Raw genomic sequence first — 19,558 nt, forward strand, 5'->3', positions numbered from 1 at the left:
AGTTTGCTAATTTGTTTCGTTTCTCTAATTTTTTTATACCTTTGCGAATCTTGGTAAAATATTATTAAGCTTAAAAAACAGAACTAAATCATAACTTATTACGAATAGACAATGCAGAGTAAAGGGCTGATTAAATTTTTGGTTGTAGTGGTTTCCTTAGCGTGCCTCTACTCCCTATCATTTACTTTTGTAACACGGAAAGTAGAAAATGACGCTGCGGAATACGCTAAAGGAGACATGGCTAAAGAGAAAGCCTACCTTGATTCCATGGCTGGTGAAGAGGTGTATAACCTGGGAATTGCGAAATTCACTTATCGGGAAGCAAAAGCGAATGAACTCGCTCTTGGTTTGGACTTAAAAGGCGGTATGAACGTTACAATGGAAATCGCATTGAACGAACTGATCGCTAACTTAGCCAACAATCCGAAAGATGCTAACTTCAACAAAGCATTAGAAAATGCTGTTGCTAAATCGAAAACAACGAACACTTCGTTAATCGACTTATTCATCAACGAATACAAAGCAACTGGTGCAGGAACGCCAATCGCAAGCTTCTTCGCAACAAAAGATAACTCATCAGTAATCAAAGCAAGCAGCTCAGAAGGCGAATTGAAAAGCTTCCTAAATGCTGAAGCGGACAATGCAATCCAAAACTCATACAAAGTACTTCGTACGCGTATCGACAAATTCGGTGTTGCTTCTCCTAACATTCAAATTCAGCAAGGTACTAACCGTATCTTAATTGAACTTCCAGGTGTAAGCGATCAAGAACGCGTTCGCAAGCTATTACAAGGTTCTGCAAAATTAGAATTCTACGAAACTTACAATAATGTACAGATCTATCCTTTACTGGAGAACATCAATGGTACATTAGCGACTTCTTTAAAAGGCGAAAAACCAGCTGTTGCTGCCGATACTACGGTTAAAGCTGTTGCTGACACAACGGTTAAAGAAGAAAACTTATTAGCAAACTTAAATGCTAACAAAGCGGATTCAGCGAAGGATACAACCAATGCAGTTGCTAACGCAACAGCATTAGCGAACAACCCGTTATTCGCAATTTTATCTCCATCTTTCTACCAAGCACCTAACGGTCAAACGCAATTGATCCCAGGTTCTACTGTGGGGTATGCAAACTTGAAAGATACTGCGAAAGTAAACCAATACTTAGCTCGTCCGGAGATCAAATCGATCATTCCAGCAGATTTAAAATTATTATGGGCTGTTAAGCCAGAGACAAATACGCCGAACATCCTTGCATTACACGCGATCAAAACGACTGGTGCTGATCACAAAGCGGTAATGACGGGTGATGTAATTACAGATGCACGTCCGGGTTCTGATCCTCAAACGAACAAACCGATCGTATCAATGGATATGAATGCTGACGGTGCTCGTCAATGGAGACGTGTAACGGCACAGGCAGCACAAAACAAAGATGCGATTGCTATTGTATTGGACAATGTTGTTTATTCTGCACCAACAGTTAACGACGAGATTCCAGGCGGTAGCTCAACAATTTCAGGAAACTTTACTTTTGAAGATACAAAAGACTTATCTAACGTATTGAAAGCAGGTCGTCTACCGACTACAGCGAAGATCGTAGAAGAGGCTGTTGTAGGTCCTTCATTAGGTCAAGTTGCTATCGATTCAGGTGTTAACTCATCAGTTATCGGTATCATCGTGGTAATGATCTTTATGATCGCATACTACAACCGTGCTGGTATCGCTGCGAACATCGCGGTATTGTTCAACGTATTTTTCTTAATGGGTGTATTAGCATCTTTAAATGCGGTATTGACTTTACCGGGTATTGCGGGTATCGTATTGACGATGGGTACAGCGGTGGATGCCAACGTACTGATCTACGAACGTATGCGTGAGGAATTAAGCTTGGGCAAATCAATGCGCCAAGTGGTATCCGATGGTTACAAACATGCTTTACCTTCTATCTTAGACTCGCAGATTACGACGTTCTTAGTGGGTGTGATCTTATTCTTTACAGGATCAGGACCAATCCAAGGTTTCGCAACGACGTTGATGATCGGTATTATCACTTCCTTGTTCACTGCAATCTTCATCACTCGTTTGATTTTCGAATACATGTTGAGCAAAGAAATGAAGATTACAGTTTCATTCCCATGGTCTAACCATACGATGAAGAATGCAAACTACAAGTTCATCGAGAAAAGAAAATTATTCTATGCGATCTCTTTAATCGCTGTGGTAATAAGTTTTGCAGCTATCTTAACCAAAGGATTCTCTTACGGAGTTGACTTCCAAGGTGGCCGTACTTATACCGTTAAATTTGACCAACCGGTCGCAGCAGAGCATGTTCGTGAGAACTTAGATAACGTATTTGGTACAACGACAGAGGTGAAGACTTTTGGTAGTGAGAACCAATTACGTGTGACTACTTCTTACCATATTCAAGAAACTAGCGACGAGGCTGATCAAGAGGTATTAGGAAAACTAAACGAAGGATTAAGCAAAGTTCAAGGAAAATATGAGATTCTTTCTCAACAAAAAGTAGGTCCTACAATCGCTTCTGATATCCGCGATCGTGCAATCTATGCAGCGGTATTATCAATCATCGTGATTGCAGCTTATATCTTAATCCGTTTCCGTAAATGGCAATATTCTGCTGGTGCAGCGATTGCAACGGTACACGATGCGATCATCTTGTTAGGTTTATTCTCTATCCTGGATGGTCTAGTGCCTTTCTCATTGGATATCGACCAGCACTTCGTAGCTGCGATTCTAACGGTATTGGGTTACTCGGTGAACGATACGGTGGTTGTATTCGACCGTCTACGTGAGTACTTAGGCAAACCAAATGCTCACCATGAGAAAATGGATACAACAATCAATAAAGCTATCAACTCTACATTAAGCCGTACAGTGATTACCTCTTTAACAGTAATCTTCGTATTAGCAGTATTGTTCGTATTCGGTGGTGAAGTTATCCGTGGTTTCTCATTCGCTATCTTAATTGGTATCGTTGTAGCAACCTACTCTTCAATCTTCTTAGCAGCTCCTGCGATCTACGACTTGAGCGCTGGAAAACACCTTGCTGATTCAGCAAAACCAGAAGAAAAGAAACAAGCAAAGGTTATTGCATAATCTAGTTAATATAAACAAAACAGCCCGGAAGCGAACGCTTCCGGGCTGTTTTGTTTTGTAGTACTTAGTAGTTAGTATTTAGTATAAAGACCTATGGCGACCAATTCCCTCCCCTTTTGTAGGATATAGCAAATAGCCTGTCAATCCTTCAAAATAGTACTTAGTACATAGTACTTAGTATAAAGACCTATGGCGTAATATCCTGCAAACCCTTAAATCCTTTCTTTCCTGGTTCAAGACATTTTTCTTTCTAAACCAAAGGCAAATCCTTATATCCTTCCTTTCCTGGTTCAAGACAATTTCTTTCTAAACGAAAGGTCCAAAGAATATACAAATTACAATACCATTCCTATCTATGCTCCATTCCTCCACTCTCCCACTTGATTGTCACGCATAGGTCAGGATAGGGTCTAAATACTAACTACTAAATACTAAATACTTCCTAATACCTTACAAGCCCCTACTTTTTTAGTAGTTTTACATCTCACAAAATCAGATATGAAAACAAAGTTCTTAATTCCTATCCTTGCGATCTCGCTAAGCACAGTTGCTTGTAATAACAATACTTCCTCGAATACGGAACAAACGACCGATGAGCATGCGGGACATGATCATAGCGCTACGGGCCGCGAAGGCCATAACCATGCGCAATCAACCACGCCTAGTGAAGCTCCTCCAATTGAGGTTCCTGCGGTTAAAGCTCCTGTCGTTAGCATCCCTGATTTCAACTTTTATAAGGTTAAGTCGGGCATCGCATTTAGCAAGGCAGATATCCCCGCTGGAAAGAACACTGTGTTTGTGCTATTTGATCCTTCATGTGGGCACTGTCAGCATGAAACAAGTGCTTTAGCGAAGAATTATGAGAAGATTAAGAATATCAATGTCTACTATGTTTCGATGAACGATCCTGCGCTAATGGCTAGCTTCTTCACTTCTTTCGGGAAGGAATTAGAGGGCAAACCAAACGTGGAGATGTTGTACGATAGAAATCAGGACTTTATCCAGAAGTTCCACATTCCGAGCAAATTCCCAGCAAACTATGTATATGGTCCTGACGGCGCATTAAAAACATACTGGGAAGGCGAAAAACCAATTGAGGACGTTATTGCATCATTTACAAAATAATGAAAATTGCCATTAATGGATTTGGCCGCATTGGCCGCCATACCTTACGGAATTTATTGAACCGTAATCTTTCCGATATCGAAGTCGTTGCGATCAATGACTTAGCAGATACAAAGACATTGGCGCATCTGTTTAAATACGATTCTGTTCATGGTCCTTTGCACCGCGAAGTGAAACACGATGACCAGCATCTGTATGTTGATGGAAAGATTATACAGGTTTATAATGCGAAATCTCCAAAAGACCTTCCGTGGGCAGAATTAGGAATAGACCTCGTTGTAGAATCTACCGGTCATTTCGTAAAAAAAGAATTAGCTGAGCAGCATATCCACGCTGGAGCAAAACAGGTTATCATCTCTGCACCTTCACCCGATAAAGAAGTGCCGACGGTGGTATTGGGAATCAATGATGAAGATTTCGATTGGTCGACTCCGGTATTCTCAAATGCTTCATGTACGACCAACAACGTGGCACCACTGATTAAGATTCTTGATGATAACTGGCAGATTCAGGATGGATACATCACCACGGTACACTCTATGACCGGCGATCAAAACCTCCACGATGCTCCGCATCGTGACCTTCGTCGCTCGAGAGCTGCTTCGGCATCCATTATCCCAACGACTACCGGAGCCGCAAAGGCAATCACCAATGTCTTTAAACATTTGGAAGGTAAGTTGGGAGGCGCAGGTATTCGTGTACCGGTATTAAACGGTTCACTTACGGACTTTACCTGTACCTTAGCCAAACAAACAACAGTTGAAGAGATCAATCAGAAGTTTAAAGAAGCAGCGGATAATGGTCTCAAGAATGTATTGTATTACACGGAAGATCCTATCGTTTCGGTAGATATCATAAACAATCCATACTCCTGTGTCTTCGACTCTCAATTAACGAGTATCGTAGGCGGATTGGTCAAGGTTGTGGGCTGGTATGACAACGAGTTCGGATACTCCAACAGACTGGTTGATTTATTAGAAATAGTCGCTAAGAAATGATTCGATTCATCTCCCTACAAGATACACTAGCTTTGCGCAGTCTCGTACTGCGCAACGGCTTGCCTGAGCAAGAATGCATTAATCCGCAGGATCTTCTTCCAGAAACGTTCCATTTGGGTTATTTCAATGAGGATAATGAATTAGTTTGTGTATTAACCTGTCAGAAAGAAAACCATCCTAAGCTTCCTCATGAAGCTTATCGATTACGTGGGATGGCAACACATCCGGATGCACGTCGCAAAGGCTATGCAAAAGAACTGATGCTTGCAGCAATCGATCATCTAAAAGAACAATTGCATATCCCCTACTTTTGGTTCAACGCTCGTAAAGTTGCATACCCTTTCTATGAAAGTCTAGGATTCGAATATATGTCTGATGAGTTCGATATACCGGGCATTGGCCCACACAAGGAGATGTTTAAGCTTCTCTAAGCGATTATTACATCTCACCCACTACACCAATACCAAATAAAGCAAAATCGTATTTTACGGGGTCTAAAGGGTCTAGTTCCCGTAAATTCTCCGTGAGCTCAACGGCAGTCTTCCAATTGACCTTATCGCTCTGGATTAAATTAAACTTTCGAGCCACGCGCTCCACGTGGACATCACATGGACATATCAGATCGCTAGGTTGCAGCCGATTCCAAATACCAAAGTCTACCCCCGCATTATCCTTGCGCACCATCCATCGCAAGAACATATTCAATCGCTTACAACTCGACTTCTGCAATGGAGAACTGATATGTTTTCTCGTGCGCGTAGGATAGTCAGGTAAGGAAAAGAAATAAGTACGGAAACTATTTAAGGCCTGTTCCACTCGGTTGACTCCGGTGATGAACGGTTCTTGCAAAAAAGCATCTTCGAAGGAGGGGAAACGCTGATAATGCTGCTTAAAGAAAGAGACAAAGTAAAGTAAGTCTGTATCATTAAAGGTACGATGCTTGAAGCCCAACAATTGCTTCAGATCCTCTTCCTGATGATTGATGATAAAATCAAAAGGCGCATTATCCATCCTCGCTGCCAACTCTACACACTTATTGATAATGGTCTTACGTTGCCCCCAGGCCAGAATACTGGCAAAGAAACCCATGATTTCAATATCTCGTTTTAAAGTAAAACGGTGTGGGATACTAATAGGGTCGGCAGGTATAAAATTAGGTGTATTGAATTCTTCAACCTTTTTATCTAAGAAATCCTTAAGCGATAAATCCATAATGACAAAATACAAAAAAAGCAACCGAAGTTGCTTTTTATATTATTTGTTAATCTCTTTCCAGATTAAATCTTTCAATTGTTGAATATTTTTACCGGTGACTGAAGAGATAAACACATGCGGAATACCTTTCGGCACTTGCAATTCCATTTCCTTCTCCAGCTCATCATCTAGCATATCCGATTTCGTGATGGCCAGCAATTTCGGTTTGTCTAATAACTCAGGATTATATGCAGTCAGTTCGTTCAAAAGGATATCATATTCTTCCTCAATTGTCCTATCCGTATCTGCTGGAACCATAAACAATAGAACGGAGTTACGTTCGATATGGCGTAAGAAACGATGTCCTAAGCCTTTCCCTTCGGAAGCTCCTTCGATAATTCCTGGGATATCCGCCATCACGAACGATTTATTATCGCGATAACTAACGATGCCTAGGTTAGGAACAAGCGTCGTAAAGGGATAATCAGCAATCTCAGGCTTTGCAGCCGAAACAACGGATAATAAAGTAGACTTCCCAGCATTCGGAAATCCTACTAAACCTACATCGGCTAATACTTTCAGCTCAAGGATTACCCACTCTTCCTTACCCGGCATACCAGGTTGTGCGAAACGAGGAGTTTGTTGGGTGGAAGATTTAAAATGCCAGTTACCAAGACCCCCGCGACCACCGGCCGTCAAGATTTTGGTCTCGCCATCTTCTGTAATCTCGAATAAGACTTCGCCAGTTTCGGCATTCTTAGCTACCGTTCCAAGCGGCACTTCCAAGATCTCATCTTTACCTGTCGCACCAGAACGAAGGGCACTGCCACCGGGCTCACCACTTTCGGCAATAATATGTTTGCGGAATTTTAAATGTAAAAGCGTCCAGTGTTGTGTAGACCCTTTTAAAATAATATGACCACCACGGCCACCGTCGCCCCCATCAGGTCCACCTTTGGCCGTAAATTTATCACGGTGTAAGTGAGCTGATCCTGCACCTCCATGTCCAGAGCGGCAGCAAACCTTAACATAATCAACGAAATTTGACCCCTGCGCCATTAATCCTCCTAATACTATTAATAACGATCGATAACCGTTGTTAGGTTGTTGAAGATTTCCTCAATATCCCCGATGCCATTCACCTTAGTCAATTTCCCTTGACCCTCGTAATACGGCAATACATGGATAGTCTTTCCGAAATATTCTTCGATACGTTTTTTCAATTTATCAGCAGCATCGTCTGCACGTCCAGATATTTCCTGGCGCTTAGCAATACGCTGTGTAAGTTCTGTTTCATCAACATCCAATGCAACTACCCCGGAAATTGATGTATTATTAGACTCTAAGAAAGCATCTAAAGCTTCAGCCTGCGCCACAGTACGTGGGAAACCGTCGAAAATAAAGCCCTTCGCTTCTGGGTGTTGTTTGATTTCCTCTTCTAACATCGCGATGGTGATAGAATCAGGAACCAAATTACCATCGGCAATGATCTGGCTTACTTGTTTTCCTAAATCTGTCTGATCTTTGATATGTCCACGAAAAATATCACCTGTAGAGATATGGTGTAATCCATATTTTTCGATCAATTTAGCAGATTGAGTGCCTTTTCCTGCTCCTGGAGGTCCGAATAATACAAGGTTTAGCATATTGTGTTGTTATTTTTATTTTTCAAGATAAAAAATAAAAGCCTAATTCCTCTTAAGAATTAGGCTTTCTTTCAGTGCGCTCAAAGGGAGTCGAACCCCTAACCTCCTGATCCGTAGTCAGGTGCTCTATCCAATTAAGCTATGAGCGCGGCAACCATTACTTCACGACTTATTGCCTTTTCTGTTTTGGTGATGCAAATATACGGAAATTATCTGCTGAGCAAAACTTTTTTTAACATTTCTAGCTAACTCCGTTGTATTGAGCAAAATAAAAAATAGTAGTTAGTAGTTAGTACTTAGTACTTAGACCCTGAAGTGCCGGATATAGCAAATAGGTGCTTTGGATCAATGGAACACAGGATAATCTGAACAAAGAATGGAGAAATAGTAGTTAGTACTTAGTAGTTAGTATTTAGTACTTAGACCCTGAAGTGCCGGATATAGCAAATAGGTGCTTTGGAATATAGCAAATAAGTGCTTTGGTTTAATGGAACACAGGATAATGTGAACAAAGAATTTAGAGATAGTACTTAGTAGTTTGTATTTAGTATAAAGCCCCTGAAGTGCCGGATATAGAAAATAAGTGCATTGTATTAAAATAAAGGAGGATTATTTGAATCAAGAATGAATGACTGCATGGAAGGCTATGATGGACTAAGATCTAAACTCTCATAGCTAAGGTCTAGCCGTTGTAGGTCTAACTACTAACTACTAACTACTAAATACTGACTACTAAAAAGGAAATTGTGCGCTCAAAGGGAGTCGAACCCCTAACCTCCTGATCCGTAGTCAGGTGCTCTATCCAATTAAGCTATGAGCGCTTTTGAGGGTGGATATCCCCCTGTGATGGGGCAAATATCGGGACTTTTTTAAATTTTCCAAATCCTTTTTTTCTTTTTTCATGCATTTCAAAACTATATTTACTACATATTGTTGATTTTAATATATTTACATTTATGGCTGAACGTATCATTAAGAGCAATAAAATTAGAATAGGCGATCTTAGCATTGCTTATCACATCAAGAAAGCGACAGAAACACCCGAGAAAACTATCATCTTCCTACATGGTTTTCCTTTCAATAAGAACATGTGGCGCGATCAATTGGAGAGCTTAGAAGACAATATAACGGGTATCGCCGTAGACATTCGTGGACATGGAAACAGCACCAAAGGACATGGCTTCTTTTCCATTGATGTTTTTGCGAAAGACTTGGGCGTGTTGATGCGCAAGCTTGATATTGAAGAAGCGGTGCTTTGTGGTATTTCCATGGGCGGTTATATAGCGCTTCGTGCCTATCAATTGTTCCCGGAAAAAATTTCCGGATTGATTCTTTGTGATACCCATAGCAAAGCGGATGATAATGCTGGCAAGCAAAAGCGATTCGATGCTGTACAGGCCGTATTGCAACATGGACGCCGCCCCTATGCCATCGGATTTGTAGGGAATGTCTTTTCGGCGCGTTCTGTAGAAGATAAACCTGAAGCGGTTGAGCTGATTAAAAGCAGTATTCGCAGAAATAGCATCTCCTCCATATGCGCAACCTTACTTGCGCTAGCTGCTAGAACAGATACAACCGATGTTTTAAACGAAATTAAAGTGCCTACGCTTATTATCCGAGGCAAAGAAGATAAAATCACTCCGGCAGAATTGATGGAGGAACTACACAAGAAAATTAAAGGATCGACCTATATAGAGTTTGAACACTGCGGACACTTACCAAACTTGGAGGATACCGAAAAGTTCAATTTGCACATGAATACATTTATGCAGGAAAAGGTATAAGTGACGCATGCCGCCGGGGATGCCCTTGGCCCTTTACGAGAGGGACTCAACGTACTGGCATCCAAGATCCAAATTTGAATACTGCAGGTATATGAAATTCTAAAAAGCTAACGTTATGGAGCCCTTTGAAAAAAAGGGCTTTCCATTTAGTAGCTTATCAATTTAAACACCCTCCTCCGAACAACCTACTTCGCTTCCAATAGTACTTTCTTTCTGTACGCCGAATCGGGCACCACTTTGTTGGTAAGCATTTTACCATGTTCGATTAATTGGGTTGCTTTGTCATAATCCCATAAGCCCGCAATATTATGAGGAATATTAATCACATAATCTGGCTTATAAAGTTCAATTGAGAGCGCAGCGAGCTTACGGCGCATCACAAAATATGCTTCCTGCAACATTCCGATCGAGTTTACCGGTTTATCAAAGGCTATCGGACCATAGCGTGGGTTAGGCTTGCCGTCTAAGTTTACTGCGACCACAATATTGCGGCGCTTGCGCTTCACAAAGTTGATTGGCAAAGGATTGACCACTCCGCCGTCGACCAAGCTGATATCATCAGAAAGCACACTCGTAAAGACCGCGGGGATAGCAATGGAAGCACGGATCGCTTTGTAAACCGAGCCCTTCTCAAAGACTACCTCCTTCTCATTCTTAATATCAGTCGCGATTGCGCGGAACGGAATATCCATATCCTCAATATTTTTATCCGGAAAGATATCCTTCAAGGATTCGAACACCCGCTCACCCTTTAAAAGTCCGAATCGAGGGTTTGTAAAATCCAACAACTTAAAGATCATCGAGCGGTTGATCGACATCATCCAATCTTCCAACTGCTGCAGCCGCCCCTCCACATAAGCTGCCCCAATCAAGGCACCAATGGAGCATCCAACCACCTCATCGATTTCGTAACCCTTCTCTTCTAAACTTCGAATGACCCCAATCTGTACCAACCCTCTGGCACCCCCACTTCCCAACACCAAGGATACTTTACGCTTACTTTTAAGAATGTTCATAGCTAAAGTTAAACCTAATTTTCCTGATTGTAAAATGTCATCTTTTTGTCGTTTTCAATATTCAATTTTCATATTTTAATTAGCGATGTTACTTTTGCTAACACTGTTAACAAAACAAAGATAAATGAGCTTATCCGAAAGAAAGCTAAGGCAACAACAAGAGGTGAAAAACCAAATCATCGCATCCTCACGGGAGATCGTGAACATGGAAGGATGGGCGGCGCTTTCCATCCGCAAGATCGCCGACGCCATCGAATATTCGGTACCCGTAGTTTACAAACATTTTGAAAGCAAGGAAGCACTCACCGCCTTTTTTGTAGCAGAAGGATTTGCGGCGTTGAAAAAGGAAATCGAAGCTTGCGTAGTACCGACGGATCCAATCGAAAAAAGAGTACAACAGGTTGCCGAAGGCTATTGGCATTTTGCTTCCAAAAATCCAAAAGACTATGAGTTGATGTTCGGCGTAGGCTTGCCTACTTGCGAAATGCATCAACAAGTTCCTGCAATCGCGGAATTAGCAAATTACCTTCGCCAATTTATTGACGAGCTGATCGAGAGCAGCGGCAAGAAAGATCTGAATACCTGCGTCAAATATCGCAGCTTTTGGTCTATCCTACACGGCGTGGTTGCTATCGAATTACTCACGATAAACAAGTTTGATTCAGTATGCCCATCCGAAGTGTTAGCAGACAGTATTCGAGCATTCACGCAATACATACAAAAGAATTAATATACAGCTTACAATAATTATAATTTTAAAAACAAATGAGTTTAATACAAGACTTACAATGGAGATATGCCACCAAGAAAATGAATGGTCAGGCAGTAGAACAAGCAAAGGTCGATCAAATCATAGAGGCAGCGCGTCTAGCGCCAACCTCTTCCGGTCTTCATCCATTCAAAATAATCGAAGTAAGTAATCCTGAACTAAAAGCTAAAATTCAGCCTATCGCATTCGGACAGTCGCAAATTGTTGATGCTTCGCATCTTTTGATTTTCGCTGCATACGATGAATACACGAAAGAACGTGTAGACGCGCCTTTCCTACAGCAACAAGTGGAGCGTGGTTTACCTGAAGGATTCGCAGACGATTATAAAAACGGATTATTCGCTCGCTTTCAAACACAAACGAAAGATGCACATTTTGATCATGCAGCGCGTCAAGCTTATATAGGCTTCGGAATTGCTATTGCTGCAGCGGCAGAATTACGTGTAGACGCAACGCCAATGGAAGGCTTTATCAATGAACAGTTGGACGAACTTCTAGGACTCGACAAACTAGGCCTGAAATCCGTTACAATTTTAGCATTGGGATACCGCGACGAGCAGAATGACTGGTTGGTTAATCTTAAGAAAGTAAGGGTTAACAAAGAAGAGTTCGTTATCAACTTAAACTAATCCAACAACGGAAATTAGTAAACTATAATACAAAAACATATTTTAAAGCAGCTGTCTGAAAAGGCAGCTGCTTTTATATTTTCTAAGCTTGTCTGTTTTCTATGGGCTACAAGAACCGACATCATTATTAGCGTTTCTAAGCAAATTTGAAAGTTAAATATTAATGCTCCATATTTTGTTCTACCATTCCTCGAAACTCGTTCGACATAAAGCCCTTTCAAACCCAATGTAAACCCAATACATAACCCTTTCATAAGCGCTTCCAATTGGGTATGAAAGGGGTTTGAAAAAGCTTTAAATTGGGAGCGTCGGGTGCGAGGTTGAATAAGTTCTTATTTTGCTGTTCTTCTCTTCGATAGTTGCCCTATTTTAAGTAAACTTATTGAAATATTAATTGACCTGAAAATTCGTAAACTGTATATTTATGATGTCCAGTGCAATAGACGATTTTCCAGAACCAATCGTTAAGCAATACCGGGTTCATGCATTGAAAAAGCCTCCTTATCAGGGTTTCTGGTCTATGGACGTAAGTGGAAACTTTAGAATGATCTTTCGATTAGAAAATGGAGATGCATATGATCTACATTATTTAGACACCCACTAAACGCTGTAAAACATTAAAATAGAAGGCATATGAGACAAAATCCAATGCCTTAAATTTCGGCTTGGGTTTGCTCTTTAAAGACCTTTAGGAACTTCCATTCCTCTTGCTATCTTGGTCAAAAGCATGAAAGTTTTGTTAAGAATGTTAGGGCAGAATGCACATTTTTGTATCTTTCCAATTCAGAAATTATCATCTTAAAATGAAATCAGCAAAGGAAAAAATGATCGCTGGGGAGCTTTTCTTGGACATGGGCGGCGAGCTATTTCAAGAACGCCAACAAGCAAAAAAAATGCTTCATGAGTTCAACCAGATGGATCCTACAAAGGTTAAAGCGCGCAACCAAATCATCAAAAAACTTTTCGGCAAAACATCGAATCGTTTTTTTATTGAACCTCCCTTCCGCTGCGATTATGGATATAACATAGAAATAGGCGATAACTTCTATGCAAATTATAACTTAGTTATTCTAGACGGTGCCAAGGTCATTATTGGCGACAATGTGATGATCGCACCGAATGTAAGCCTATTCACGGCCTCACATCCTATTGATCCTATACAGCGAACTGAGGGTTGGGAGTTCTCCAAACCGATTACAATAGGCCATCAAGTATGGATCGGCGGAAATACAGTTATTAATCCTGGCGTTAGTATAGGCGATAATTCGGTTATTGGATCCGGGTCTGTGGTAACGAAAGATATACCTGCCAATGTGGTTGCTGTGGGCAATCCCTGTCGGGTCATTCGGCACATCGAAGCCACAACAGAAAACATAAAAAATACCTGAGGCGGGGAACCCCAGGTATTACCAAACCAATTATTAACCTAAATTATGAAATTATGAATTTACTATCTAAACGACAGTTGAGATAGTTTAGTATGTAAACTGTGTATATTTTACACTTTTTTTCTGAGCGTGTCTGTTTTCAATATCCATCAAGAACTTCCATCCCTGTTGGCGTTTCTTTGGGACCATAAAAGTTTTTCGCTGCACATTCTTTCATTTTTTAACGATAGGCTAAAATCGCGACGAAAACCGTTATAAAAAACAAAATACCCAAGGCGGGGAACCTCGGGTATTTACCAAACCAATTATTAACCTAAATATTTTTTCTTCTATTCTTTATTATAACGAAGTCAATATTAGATTATTGTATCTTTATTAAAAATTTTACTATTTATTTTTTCCTGCTTTCAGAAAACCTTAGTTGGTCGTTTTCTGGATAACGTCTACCACCTTGTTTTTCAAGCTTGTGATATCCGATTTCAAACCTACCATCAAAGTCATCACGTTAACTGGATTTCCTTGAATCTCTCGGAAATTATGCATATAACCAAGTTCTGTTCCTAAGAAAAAGCCTTTGAATTTATAGTCTGCGCCAATTCCGATTTTGGCGGCTGGCGAAATACTGTATTTGTAATGTAATTCTACAAGTTCATTATTTCCCGCATCCTGCGCCCTCGGCTCGATATTCAGTGCGCCAGCGGGTCCGATATAGGCATAGGTGTTTAAACGATTCCATTGCCGACGAATACCACCGGCCAATGAAAGCACGTACATCGAGGCGCGCGCGTTCTCCACAACACGATTATATTTTGAGTCGGCAAACAACTGATCATACTTGAAATTCATCAGATATAAGGTGGGCTGCAGGTAATATTTTGGATTTTTCAAAGAAATATCCAGCCCCATACTTCCTGTAAAAAGCTTTGTCGAAAGGGCTTGTTTGGTTTTCCCCAATGGCAATGCAATACCCGTACCGCCGAAGTAGTAAACTTTGTTATAGTGTAAGGTATCCGCACCTTTTTGCGCGAACGCGCTAAATGACACCCAGCAAAAAATTGCCAGTAAAACTAATTTCCTCATTAAAAATTGTTGGTTTATTGAACAACAATAATCGGATACGATTTGTTTTATCAGGGAATGAAATTAGTTCTTATAAGAAGTTTTTCGATTGTGGCCCTTGACTGAAAAGTAGATCGATGATACTTAAATTCGGGATAAATCCGTTCTTTTCCTCAAACAACTGATAGTAAGGTTTCGGGTTGCTCATCGGCGAAGGTTGTCGCGGATGTATCGCCTTTCTATAGTCTATTCCTTGCTCTACGTCTGTATAACTTTCGGAGAAGCTGATTTCTCTATTCATTTTCAGCAATTTGAGAATCAGTTTAATCTGCTCGCTGTTGTAATCCAGCAATAGCTCATACTCTTTTTCATAGAACGTTCTAAAATCATCCTCATAGAATTCGAAATATGCCGAGCTACGGTATGCAGTTTGTATACTTAGCCAGTGTAGGCGTTGCCAAGGATGATCATAATTGATCTTCACATCTTTCATTCTAACGCGTTCCTTTCTACCGTGCACAATCGGCACGATCAAATCTAAAACACCATTGGCAGTTCCGATTTGCGTTCTGGTACGGAAGGTTTGTTTCGGATAATTCTCAAACTGCTCTATCACAAGCGGTTGCTCGTTTTGTTTTATCGCGTGGAAGTAAGAAACATTCGGCAAATAGCAAGCCGGCATTAAAAGTCCTGATGACATAAGTAAATAAACAACAAAATGTCCGCAAAAATAGCTTTATTTGGGGATATTTGCATAGTACTTATCAATGCGATGAAAGAAAAACTAGTATCGGGATTACTTTATCTAATTTCATTATTACCATTTTGGTTGTTATATTTGATTTCAGATGTACTTTTTGTGCTAATTTTTCATGTGATTGGCTATCGGAAACATGTGGTTTTTGAGAATTTACGAAATGCCTTTCCTGAGAAGTCCGACGCAGAGATCAAACAGATTGCACGAGATTTTTATCGATATTTCCCAGACCTTTTGGTTGAGATTGTCAAGTTAGCGAGCATATCAGCTAAAGCTGTTCGCGAACGGATTGAGCTTTTGAATCCGGAGGAGGTGTATCGGCATATTCATGCTGGCAAATCGGTCATTGGCGTAACAGCGCATTATGGCAATTGGGAGATGGGAATACATAGTCTCTCGCTGATGATGGATACGCCCGAGCTAATCATCTACAAACCATTAAATAATAAAGTATTCAACGAAGTCTATAACCGCATCAGAACCAGGTTTGGAGCGACAATGGTGCCCATGAAGCAGATTTTGAGGCACATGATAAAGTTGAAAAATGTACCACATATCAGTATGTTTGTGGCAGATCAGACTCCTGTTTATCAGGAATCTGATTATTTCATGGAGTTTCTAAATCAGGAAACCTTAGTTTATACCGGTACCGAGCGTATCGCCCGGATGACAAAGAATCCTGTTGTATTCTGTGAAATCAGAAGAAAGAAAAAAAGAGGATACTACTATTGTAAGTTTACCACATTAGTAGAGAATCCTGATGAGTATCCAGAGCATGAGATTACCCATATCCATAATCGGTTTACGGAGCAGATTATTCGCGAGGAGCCTGCTTATTGGTTATGGTCTCATCGTCGATGGAAAAGAAAAAGAAGGAGTTAAATGACTAATAATCCAAAAGTAGCAGTTGTCATATTAAACTGGAACGGTCGATTTTTCTTGGAGAAATTCCTTCCTTCCGTGTTTAACAGCACCTATCAAAATATTGAATTTGTTATTGGCGATAATGGTTCGTCCGATGACTCTATTGCCTATGTTGAAGAGAATTACCCAAAGTTTACTATTCTCAAGAATGATGAGAATTTAGGATTTGCGGGTGGATATAATGAAATACTAAAACGTGTTCAAGCGGACTACTATATTCTACTGAACTCGGATGTGGAAGTTTCCCAAAATTGGATAGAACCCGTTATTGCGCAAATGGAAAAAGACCCTTTATTGGCGGCGGTTCAACCTAAAATACAATCGTACCATCAGAAAGGCTATTTTGAACATGCCGGTGCGGCGGGTGGCTACATAGATTACTTTGGCTTTCCATTTTGCCGAGGCCGTATTTTCGATCAATTGGAAAAAGACGAGGGACAATACGACGATGAGAAAGAAGTATTTTGGGCGACAGGCGCGGCGTTGTTCATAAAATCGGCAGCCTGGAAAGAAGTCGGAGGTTTTGACCCTGATTTCTTTGCGCATATGGAAGAGATCGATCTCTGCTGGCGGTTGAAAAAACTAGGATATAAGATTGGATACTGCCCTGACTCATTGGTATATCATGTTGGTGGCGGAACTCTGAACACCAGCAACCCGCAGAAAACATATTTAAACTTCCGCAATAATCTTCAAATGCTACAGAAGAACCTCCCGGTTGGTCAAGGTATTTGGAAAATCTTTCTTCGTTTTTGGCTAGATTTTGCGGCCTTATTGAAATTCTTGATGGAACGAAAACCGAAGGACGCCTGGGCTGTTAGCCGTGCGCATCAATATTTCTTCAAAAACTTCATTAAAAACGCAAAAAAACGAAAAACTTATTCGAACAAAGAGAACAAAGTTGGACAATACAAAAACTCCATCGTATGGGATTTTTACGTGAATAATATCCATAAATTCTCCCAACTAAAAGACAATAATTTCCATCATTAGCCGTTCTGCTGAACAATGTTTTTTACTGGTTTATCTTTTATTGCTCTATAGTTTGCCGATTTAATTAAATAGTTGTTTTAAATTGTTTTAGGCCTAGAATATTTTGTATTTTCGTGGTCTATGTCAGCAGATATCCAGTCAAAAATTGAGCAGCTCACCCAGGAATTAAACGAGTATAATTACCAGTACTATGTATTAGCACAATCGTTGATTTCTGACTATGATTTTGATCAGAAACTCAAAGAATTAGAATCTTTAGAGGCTCAATACCCTCAATATCGTGATCCCAACTCTCCTACCCTCAAGGTCGGTGGAGATATTACGCAAAAGTTCAAGACCGTAAAGCATAAATGGCCGATGATGTCATTGGGCAACACGTACAACGAACAAGAGTTAAAAGATTTTGACAACCGCGTAAGGAAGGTGATTGGCGATCAGTTTCAATATGTATGCGAGCTTAAATTCGACGGATTATCTATTTCGCTGACCTACGAAAATGGCAAGCTGGTCAAAGCCGTAACGCGTGGTGATGGAACCCAAGGTGATGAAGTGACCAACAACGTACGCACCATTCGCAGTATTCCGCACCAATTAAAAAAGGGGAACTATCCAGATAACTTTGAAATCAGAGGCGAGATTTTCATGCATAAGTCGGCGTTTCTTCGTCTGAACAAGGAGCGCGAAGAAAATGGCGATCAGACCTATGCTAACCCAAGAAACTTTGCTTCAGGCACCATAAAGCTACAGGATTCCGCAGAGGTTGCTAAGCGACCATTAGACTGCTTCCTCTATTTTCTGTATGCTGACAATAGAAATAAACTATTCGACAGCCACTGGCAGAGTATTGAAGCTGTAAAAGATTGGGGGTTCCATGTTTGTGAGCACACGAAACTATGCAACAATATTGATGAGGTACTAGATTTTATCCATTATTGGGATGAAGCCCGACATAAGCTATCCTATGAGATTGATGGGATTGTTATTAAAGTAAATGATTATGCGCAGCAGGAAGATCTTGGCTTTACAGCAAAGTCTCCACGTTGGGCAATCTCTTATAAATTTAAAGCAGAGCGTGTTGAAACCATCTTGAAGAGCATTAGTTATCAGGTTGGAAGAACAGGCGCTGTGACGCCAGTTGCTAATTTGCAACCGGTACTTTTAGCGGGAACTACCGTAAAGCGGGCTTCTCTGCACAATGCTAACGAAATTGCACGTTTGGATCTGCACGAAGGCGATACGGTATTTGTAGAAAAAGGTGGTGAAATTATCCCAAAGATTATTTCTGCGAATGTCGAGAAACGTCCTGCAGGGGCTGTTGCTATTGTCTACCCGACGCATTGCCCGGAATGTGGAAGCGAGCTGATCCGTCAGGAAGGCGAGGCTGTACATTATTGTCCGAATGAGGATGGTTGCAGACCGCAAATTGTTGGAAAGCTTCAGCATTTTATCGGTCGCAAGATGATGGATGTGCAAGGTCTTGGTGATGAAACCATCGAAACCTTCTTCCGCTTAGGATTGGTCTCTAAAATTTCCGATCTCTATGCATTGAAAGACCATCAGGATAAGTTGGTAGGTTTAGAACGTTTTGGTCAAAAGTCTATCGACAACATGCTAGCCGGTTTGGAGGCATCGAAACAAAAGCCATTTGAGAAAGTGTTATTTGGCTTGGGGATCCGTCATATCGGTGAGACGGTTGCGAAGAAATTAGCACAGCATTTTAAGAATATTGATGCAATCGCAGCTGCTTCTGCACAAGAGATAGAATCTGTTCCGGATATCGGTTTCCGTATTGCGGAAAGTATACATTTTTACCTGAACCAGCCTGAGCATTGGGAAGAGATTGAGAAGTTGAAAGCGGCGGGTCTGCAATTTGAAATAGAAGAGAAGGAAATAGTGCTTGCGGGCGACGGTCTTTCTGGTCAGACTTTCTTGATATCAGGTGTATTCGCCGATTACTCTCGAGAAGAACTTACGGCATTGATAGAATCGCATGGCGGGAAAATGTTAAGCGGAATATCTGCAAAACTAAATTACCTGGTTGCAGGGGATAAAATGGGGCCATCGAAATTGGCAAAAGCTGAGAAGCTGGGCGTTCCGATTATTTCGGAAGGCGAGCTGTTGGCAATGATTAACAAATAGAATACATAAATTAA

The 19,558-nt window shown here is 40.9% G+C and carries 18 protein-coding genes and 2 tRNA genes; 12 read left to right on the forward strand and 8 right to left on the reverse strand.

Annotation, left to right across the window (positions count from 1 at the left end; translation table 11 throughout):
- Positions 1-111: 111 nt before the first annotated feature.
- The 4 genes from secDF to QYC40_RS10325 all read left to right on the forward strand — a co-directional run bounded on the left by secDF (position 112) and on the right by QYC40_RS10325 (position 5,677).
- On the forward strand, positions 112-3,123 hold the full coding sequence (gene secDF, locus QYC40_RS10310) for a protein translocase subunit SecDF (protein ID WP_301990173.1): 3,012 nt from the start codon (positions 112-114) through the stop codon (positions 3,121-3,123).
- A gap of 498 nt (positions 3,124-3,621) precedes the next feature.
- Entirely contained in the window at positions 3,622-4,248 is a 627-nt protein-coding gene (locus tag QYC40_RS10315) for a peroxiredoxin (protein WP_301990174.1), read from the forward strand.
- A complete protein-coding gene (gene gap, locus QYC40_RS10320; protein ID WP_301990175.1) occupies positions 4,248-5,246 on the forward strand; it encodes a type I glyceraldehyde-3-phosphate dehydrogenase in 999 nt (332 codons plus the stop codon). Before QYC40_RS10315 ends, gap begins: the two co-directional genes overlap by 1 nt.
- Positions 5,243-5,677 (forward strand): GNAT family N-acetyltransferase, encoded by a 435-nt coding sequence (locus QYC40_RS10325; RefSeq protein WP_301990176.1) that lies wholly within the window; start codon positions 5,243-5,245, stop codon positions 5,675-5,677. Before gap ends, QYC40_RS10325 begins: the two co-directional genes overlap by 4 nt.
- A gap of 7 nt (positions 5,678-5,684) precedes the next feature.
- Here QYC40_RS10325 and QYC40_RS10330 read toward each other — a convergent pair whose 3' ends face one another.
- From QYC40_RS10330 to QYC40_RS10350, 5 genes are all read right to left on the reverse strand, one after another.
- A complete protein-coding gene (locus QYC40_RS10330; protein WP_301990177.1) occupies positions 5,685-6,458 on the reverse strand; it encodes a TIGR02757 family protein in 774 nt (257 codons plus the stop codon).
- 42 nt (positions 6,459-6,500) lie between these two features.
- Positions 6,501-7,499 carry a GTPase ObgE gene (gene obgE / locus QYC40_RS10335; protein WP_301990178.1) on the reverse strand — a complete coding sequence of 333 codons (999 nt, stop codon included), beginning with the start codon at positions 7,497-7,499 and terminating at the stop codon, positions 6,501-6,503.
- Positions 7,500-7,516: 17 nt separating this feature from the next.
- A complete protein-coding gene (locus QYC40_RS10340) occupies positions 7,517-8,086 on the reverse strand; it encodes an adenylate kinase (RefSeq protein WP_301990179.1) in 570 nt (189 codons plus the stop codon).
- A 75-nt stretch (positions 8,087-8,161) separates the two neighbouring features.
- Positions 8,162-8,235 (reverse strand) — tRNA-Arg (locus QYC40_RS10345).
- A gap of 598 nt (positions 8,236-8,833) precedes the next feature.
- Positions 8,834-8,907 (reverse strand) — tRNA-Arg (locus QYC40_RS10350).
- A 135-nt stretch (positions 8,908-9,042) separates the two neighbouring features.
- Between QYC40_RS10350 and QYC40_RS10355 the strand changes: the two genes are divergently transcribed.
- Positions 9,043-9,870 carry an alpha/beta fold hydrolase gene (locus QYC40_RS10355; RefSeq protein WP_301990180.1) on the forward strand — a complete coding sequence of 276 codons (828 nt, stop codon included), beginning with the start codon at positions 9,043-9,045 and terminating at the stop codon, positions 9,868-9,870.
- 185 nt (positions 9,871-10,055) lie between these two features.
- Here QYC40_RS10355 and QYC40_RS10360 read toward each other — a convergent pair whose 3' ends face one another.
- On the reverse strand, positions 10,056-10,886 hold the full coding sequence (locus QYC40_RS10360; RefSeq protein WP_301990181.1) for a patatin-like phospholipase family protein: 831 nt from the start codon (positions 10,884-10,886) through the stop codon (positions 10,056-10,058).
- Positions 10,887-11,010: 124 nt separating this feature from the next.
- Between QYC40_RS10360 and QYC40_RS10365 the strand changes: the two genes are divergently transcribed.
- The 4 genes from QYC40_RS10365 (at position 11,011) to QYC40_RS10380 (ending at position 13,672) form a co-directional block, all read left to right on the forward strand.
- On the forward strand, positions 11,011-11,616 hold the full coding sequence (locus QYC40_RS10365) for a TetR/AcrR family transcriptional regulator (protein ID WP_301990182.1): 606 nt from the start codon (positions 11,011-11,013) through the stop codon (positions 11,614-11,616).
- Between the two features lie 35 nt (positions 11,617-11,651).
- Positions 11,652-12,284 (forward strand): nitroreductase family protein, encoded by a 633-nt coding sequence (locus QYC40_RS10370; protein WP_260040661.1) that lies wholly within the window; start codon positions 11,652-11,654, stop codon positions 12,282-12,284.
- Between the two features lie 424 nt (positions 12,285-12,708).
- Entirely contained in the window at positions 12,709-12,888 is a 180-nt protein-coding gene (locus tag QYC40_RS10375) for a type II toxin-antitoxin system RelE/ParE family toxin (RefSeq protein WP_301990183.1), read from the forward strand.
- Positions 12,889-13,087: 199 nt separating this feature from the next.
- Positions 13,088-13,672 carry a sugar O-acetyltransferase gene (locus tag QYC40_RS10380; RefSeq protein ID WP_301990184.1) on the forward strand — a complete coding sequence of 195 codons (585 nt, stop codon included), beginning with the start codon at positions 13,088-13,090 and terminating at the stop codon, positions 13,670-13,672.
- 417 nt (positions 13,673-14,089) lie between these two features.
- On the opposite strand, the gene QYC40_RS10385 is transcribed toward QYC40_RS10380, so the two are convergent.
- Both QYC40_RS10385 and QYC40_RS10390 read right to left on the reverse strand, forming a co-directional pair.
- The gene (locus tag QYC40_RS10385) at positions 14,090-14,752 is read right to left on the reverse strand and encodes a hypothetical protein (RefSeq protein WP_301990185.1); all 663 of its coding nucleotides are present in this window, start codon (positions 14,750-14,752) and stop codon (positions 14,090-14,092) included.
- Positions 14,753-14,822: 70 nt separating this feature from the next.
- A complete protein-coding gene (locus tag QYC40_RS10390; protein ID WP_301990186.1) occupies positions 14,823-15,431 on the reverse strand; it encodes a WbqC family protein in 609 nt (202 codons plus the stop codon).
- Between the two features lie 72 nt (positions 15,432-15,503).
- Here QYC40_RS10390 and QYC40_RS10395 point away from each other — a divergent pair, with 72 nt between their 5' ends.
- The 3 genes from QYC40_RS10395 to ligA all read left to right on the forward strand — a co-directional run bounded on the left by QYC40_RS10395 (position 15,504) and on the right by ligA (position 19,544).
- Positions 15,504-16,370: a lysophospholipid acyltransferase family protein gene (locus QYC40_RS10395; protein ID WP_301990187.1), complete on the forward strand. Its 867-nt coding sequence runs from the start codon at positions 15,504-15,506 to the stop codon at positions 16,368-16,370.
- The gene (locus tag QYC40_RS10400; protein ID WP_301990188.1) at positions 16,371-17,405 is read left to right on the forward strand and encodes a glycosyltransferase family 2 protein; all 1,035 of its coding nucleotides are present in this window, start codon (positions 16,371-16,373) and stop codon (positions 17,403-17,405) included.
- A 120-nt stretch (positions 17,406-17,525) separates the two neighbouring features.
- Complete coding sequence (gene ligA / locus QYC40_RS10405; RefSeq protein ID WP_301990189.1) at positions 17,526-19,544, forward strand: NAD-dependent DNA ligase LigA; 2,019 nt, start codon at positions 17,526-17,528, stop codon at positions 19,542-19,544.
- Positions 19,545-19,558 lie beyond the last annotated feature (14 nt).

The organism is Sphingobacterium sp. BN32 (assembly GCF_030503615.1).
GTDB lineage: Bacteria > Bacteroidota > Bacteroidia > Sphingobacteriales > Sphingobacteriaceae > Sphingobacterium.

Coding starts and splice junctions, on each gene's coding strand:
- secDF (WP_301990173.1), top strand. CDS start 112: ATGCAGAGTAAAGGGCTGATTAAATTTTTGGTTGTAGTGGTTTCCTTA.
- QYC40_RS10315 (WP_301990174.1), top strand. CDS start 3,622: ATGAAAACAAAGTTCTTAATTCCTATCCTTGCGATCTCGCTAAGCACA.
- gap (WP_301990175.1), top strand. CDS start 4,248: ATGAAAATTGCCATTAATGGATTTGGCCGCATTGGCCGCCATACCTTA.
- QYC40_RS10325 (WP_301990176.1), top strand. CDS start 5,243: ATGATTCGATTCATCTCCCTACAAGATACACTAGCTTTGCGCAGTCTC.
- QYC40_RS10330 (WP_301990177.1), bottom strand. CDS start 6,458: ATGGATTTATCGCTTAAGGATTTCTTAGATAAAAAGGTTGAAGAATTC.
- obgE (WP_301990178.1), bottom strand. CDS start 7,499: ATGGCGCAGGGGTCAAATTTCGTTGATTATGTTAAGGTTTGCTGCCGC.
- QYC40_RS10340 (WP_301990179.1), bottom strand. CDS start 8,086: ATGCTAAACCTTGTATTATTCGGACCTCCAGGAGCAGGAAAAGGCACT.
- QYC40_RS10355 (WP_301990180.1), top strand. CDS start 9,043: ATGGCTGAACGTATCATTAAGAGCAATAAAATTAGAATAGGCGATCTT.
- QYC40_RS10360 (WP_301990181.1), bottom strand. CDS start 10,886: ATGAACATTCTTAAAAGTAAGCGTAAAGTATCCTTGGTGTTGGGAAGT.
- QYC40_RS10365 (WP_301990182.1), top strand. CDS start 11,011: ATGAGCTTATCCGAAAGAAAGCTAAGGCAACAACAAGAGGTGAAAAAC.
- QYC40_RS10370 (WP_260040661.1), top strand. CDS start 11,652: ATGAGTTTAATACAAGACTTACAATGGAGATATGCCACCAAGAAAATG.
- QYC40_RS10375 (WP_301990183.1), top strand. CDS start 12,709: ATGATGTCCAGTGCAATAGACGATTTTCCAGAACCAATCGTTAAGCAA.
- QYC40_RS10380 (WP_301990184.1), top strand. CDS start 13,088: ATGAAATCAGCAAAGGAAAAAATGATCGCTGGGGAGCTTTTCTTGGAC.
- QYC40_RS10385 (WP_301990185.1), bottom strand. CDS start 14,752: ATGAGGAAATTAGTTTTACTGGCAATTTTTTGCTGGGTGTCATTTAGC.
- QYC40_RS10390 (WP_301990186.1), bottom strand. CDS start 15,431: ATGTCATCAGGACTTTTAATGCCGGCTTGCTATTTGCCGAATGTTTCT.
- QYC40_RS10395 (WP_301990187.1), top strand. CDS start 15,504: ATGAAAGAAAAACTAGTATCGGGATTACTTTATCTAATTTCATTATTA.
- QYC40_RS10400 (WP_301990188.1), top strand. CDS start 16,371: ATGACTAATAATCCAAAAGTAGCAGTTGTCATATTAAACTGGAACGGT.
- ligA (WP_301990189.1), top strand. CDS start 17,526: ATGTCAGCAGATATCCAGTCAAAAATTGAGCAGCTCACCCAGGAATTA.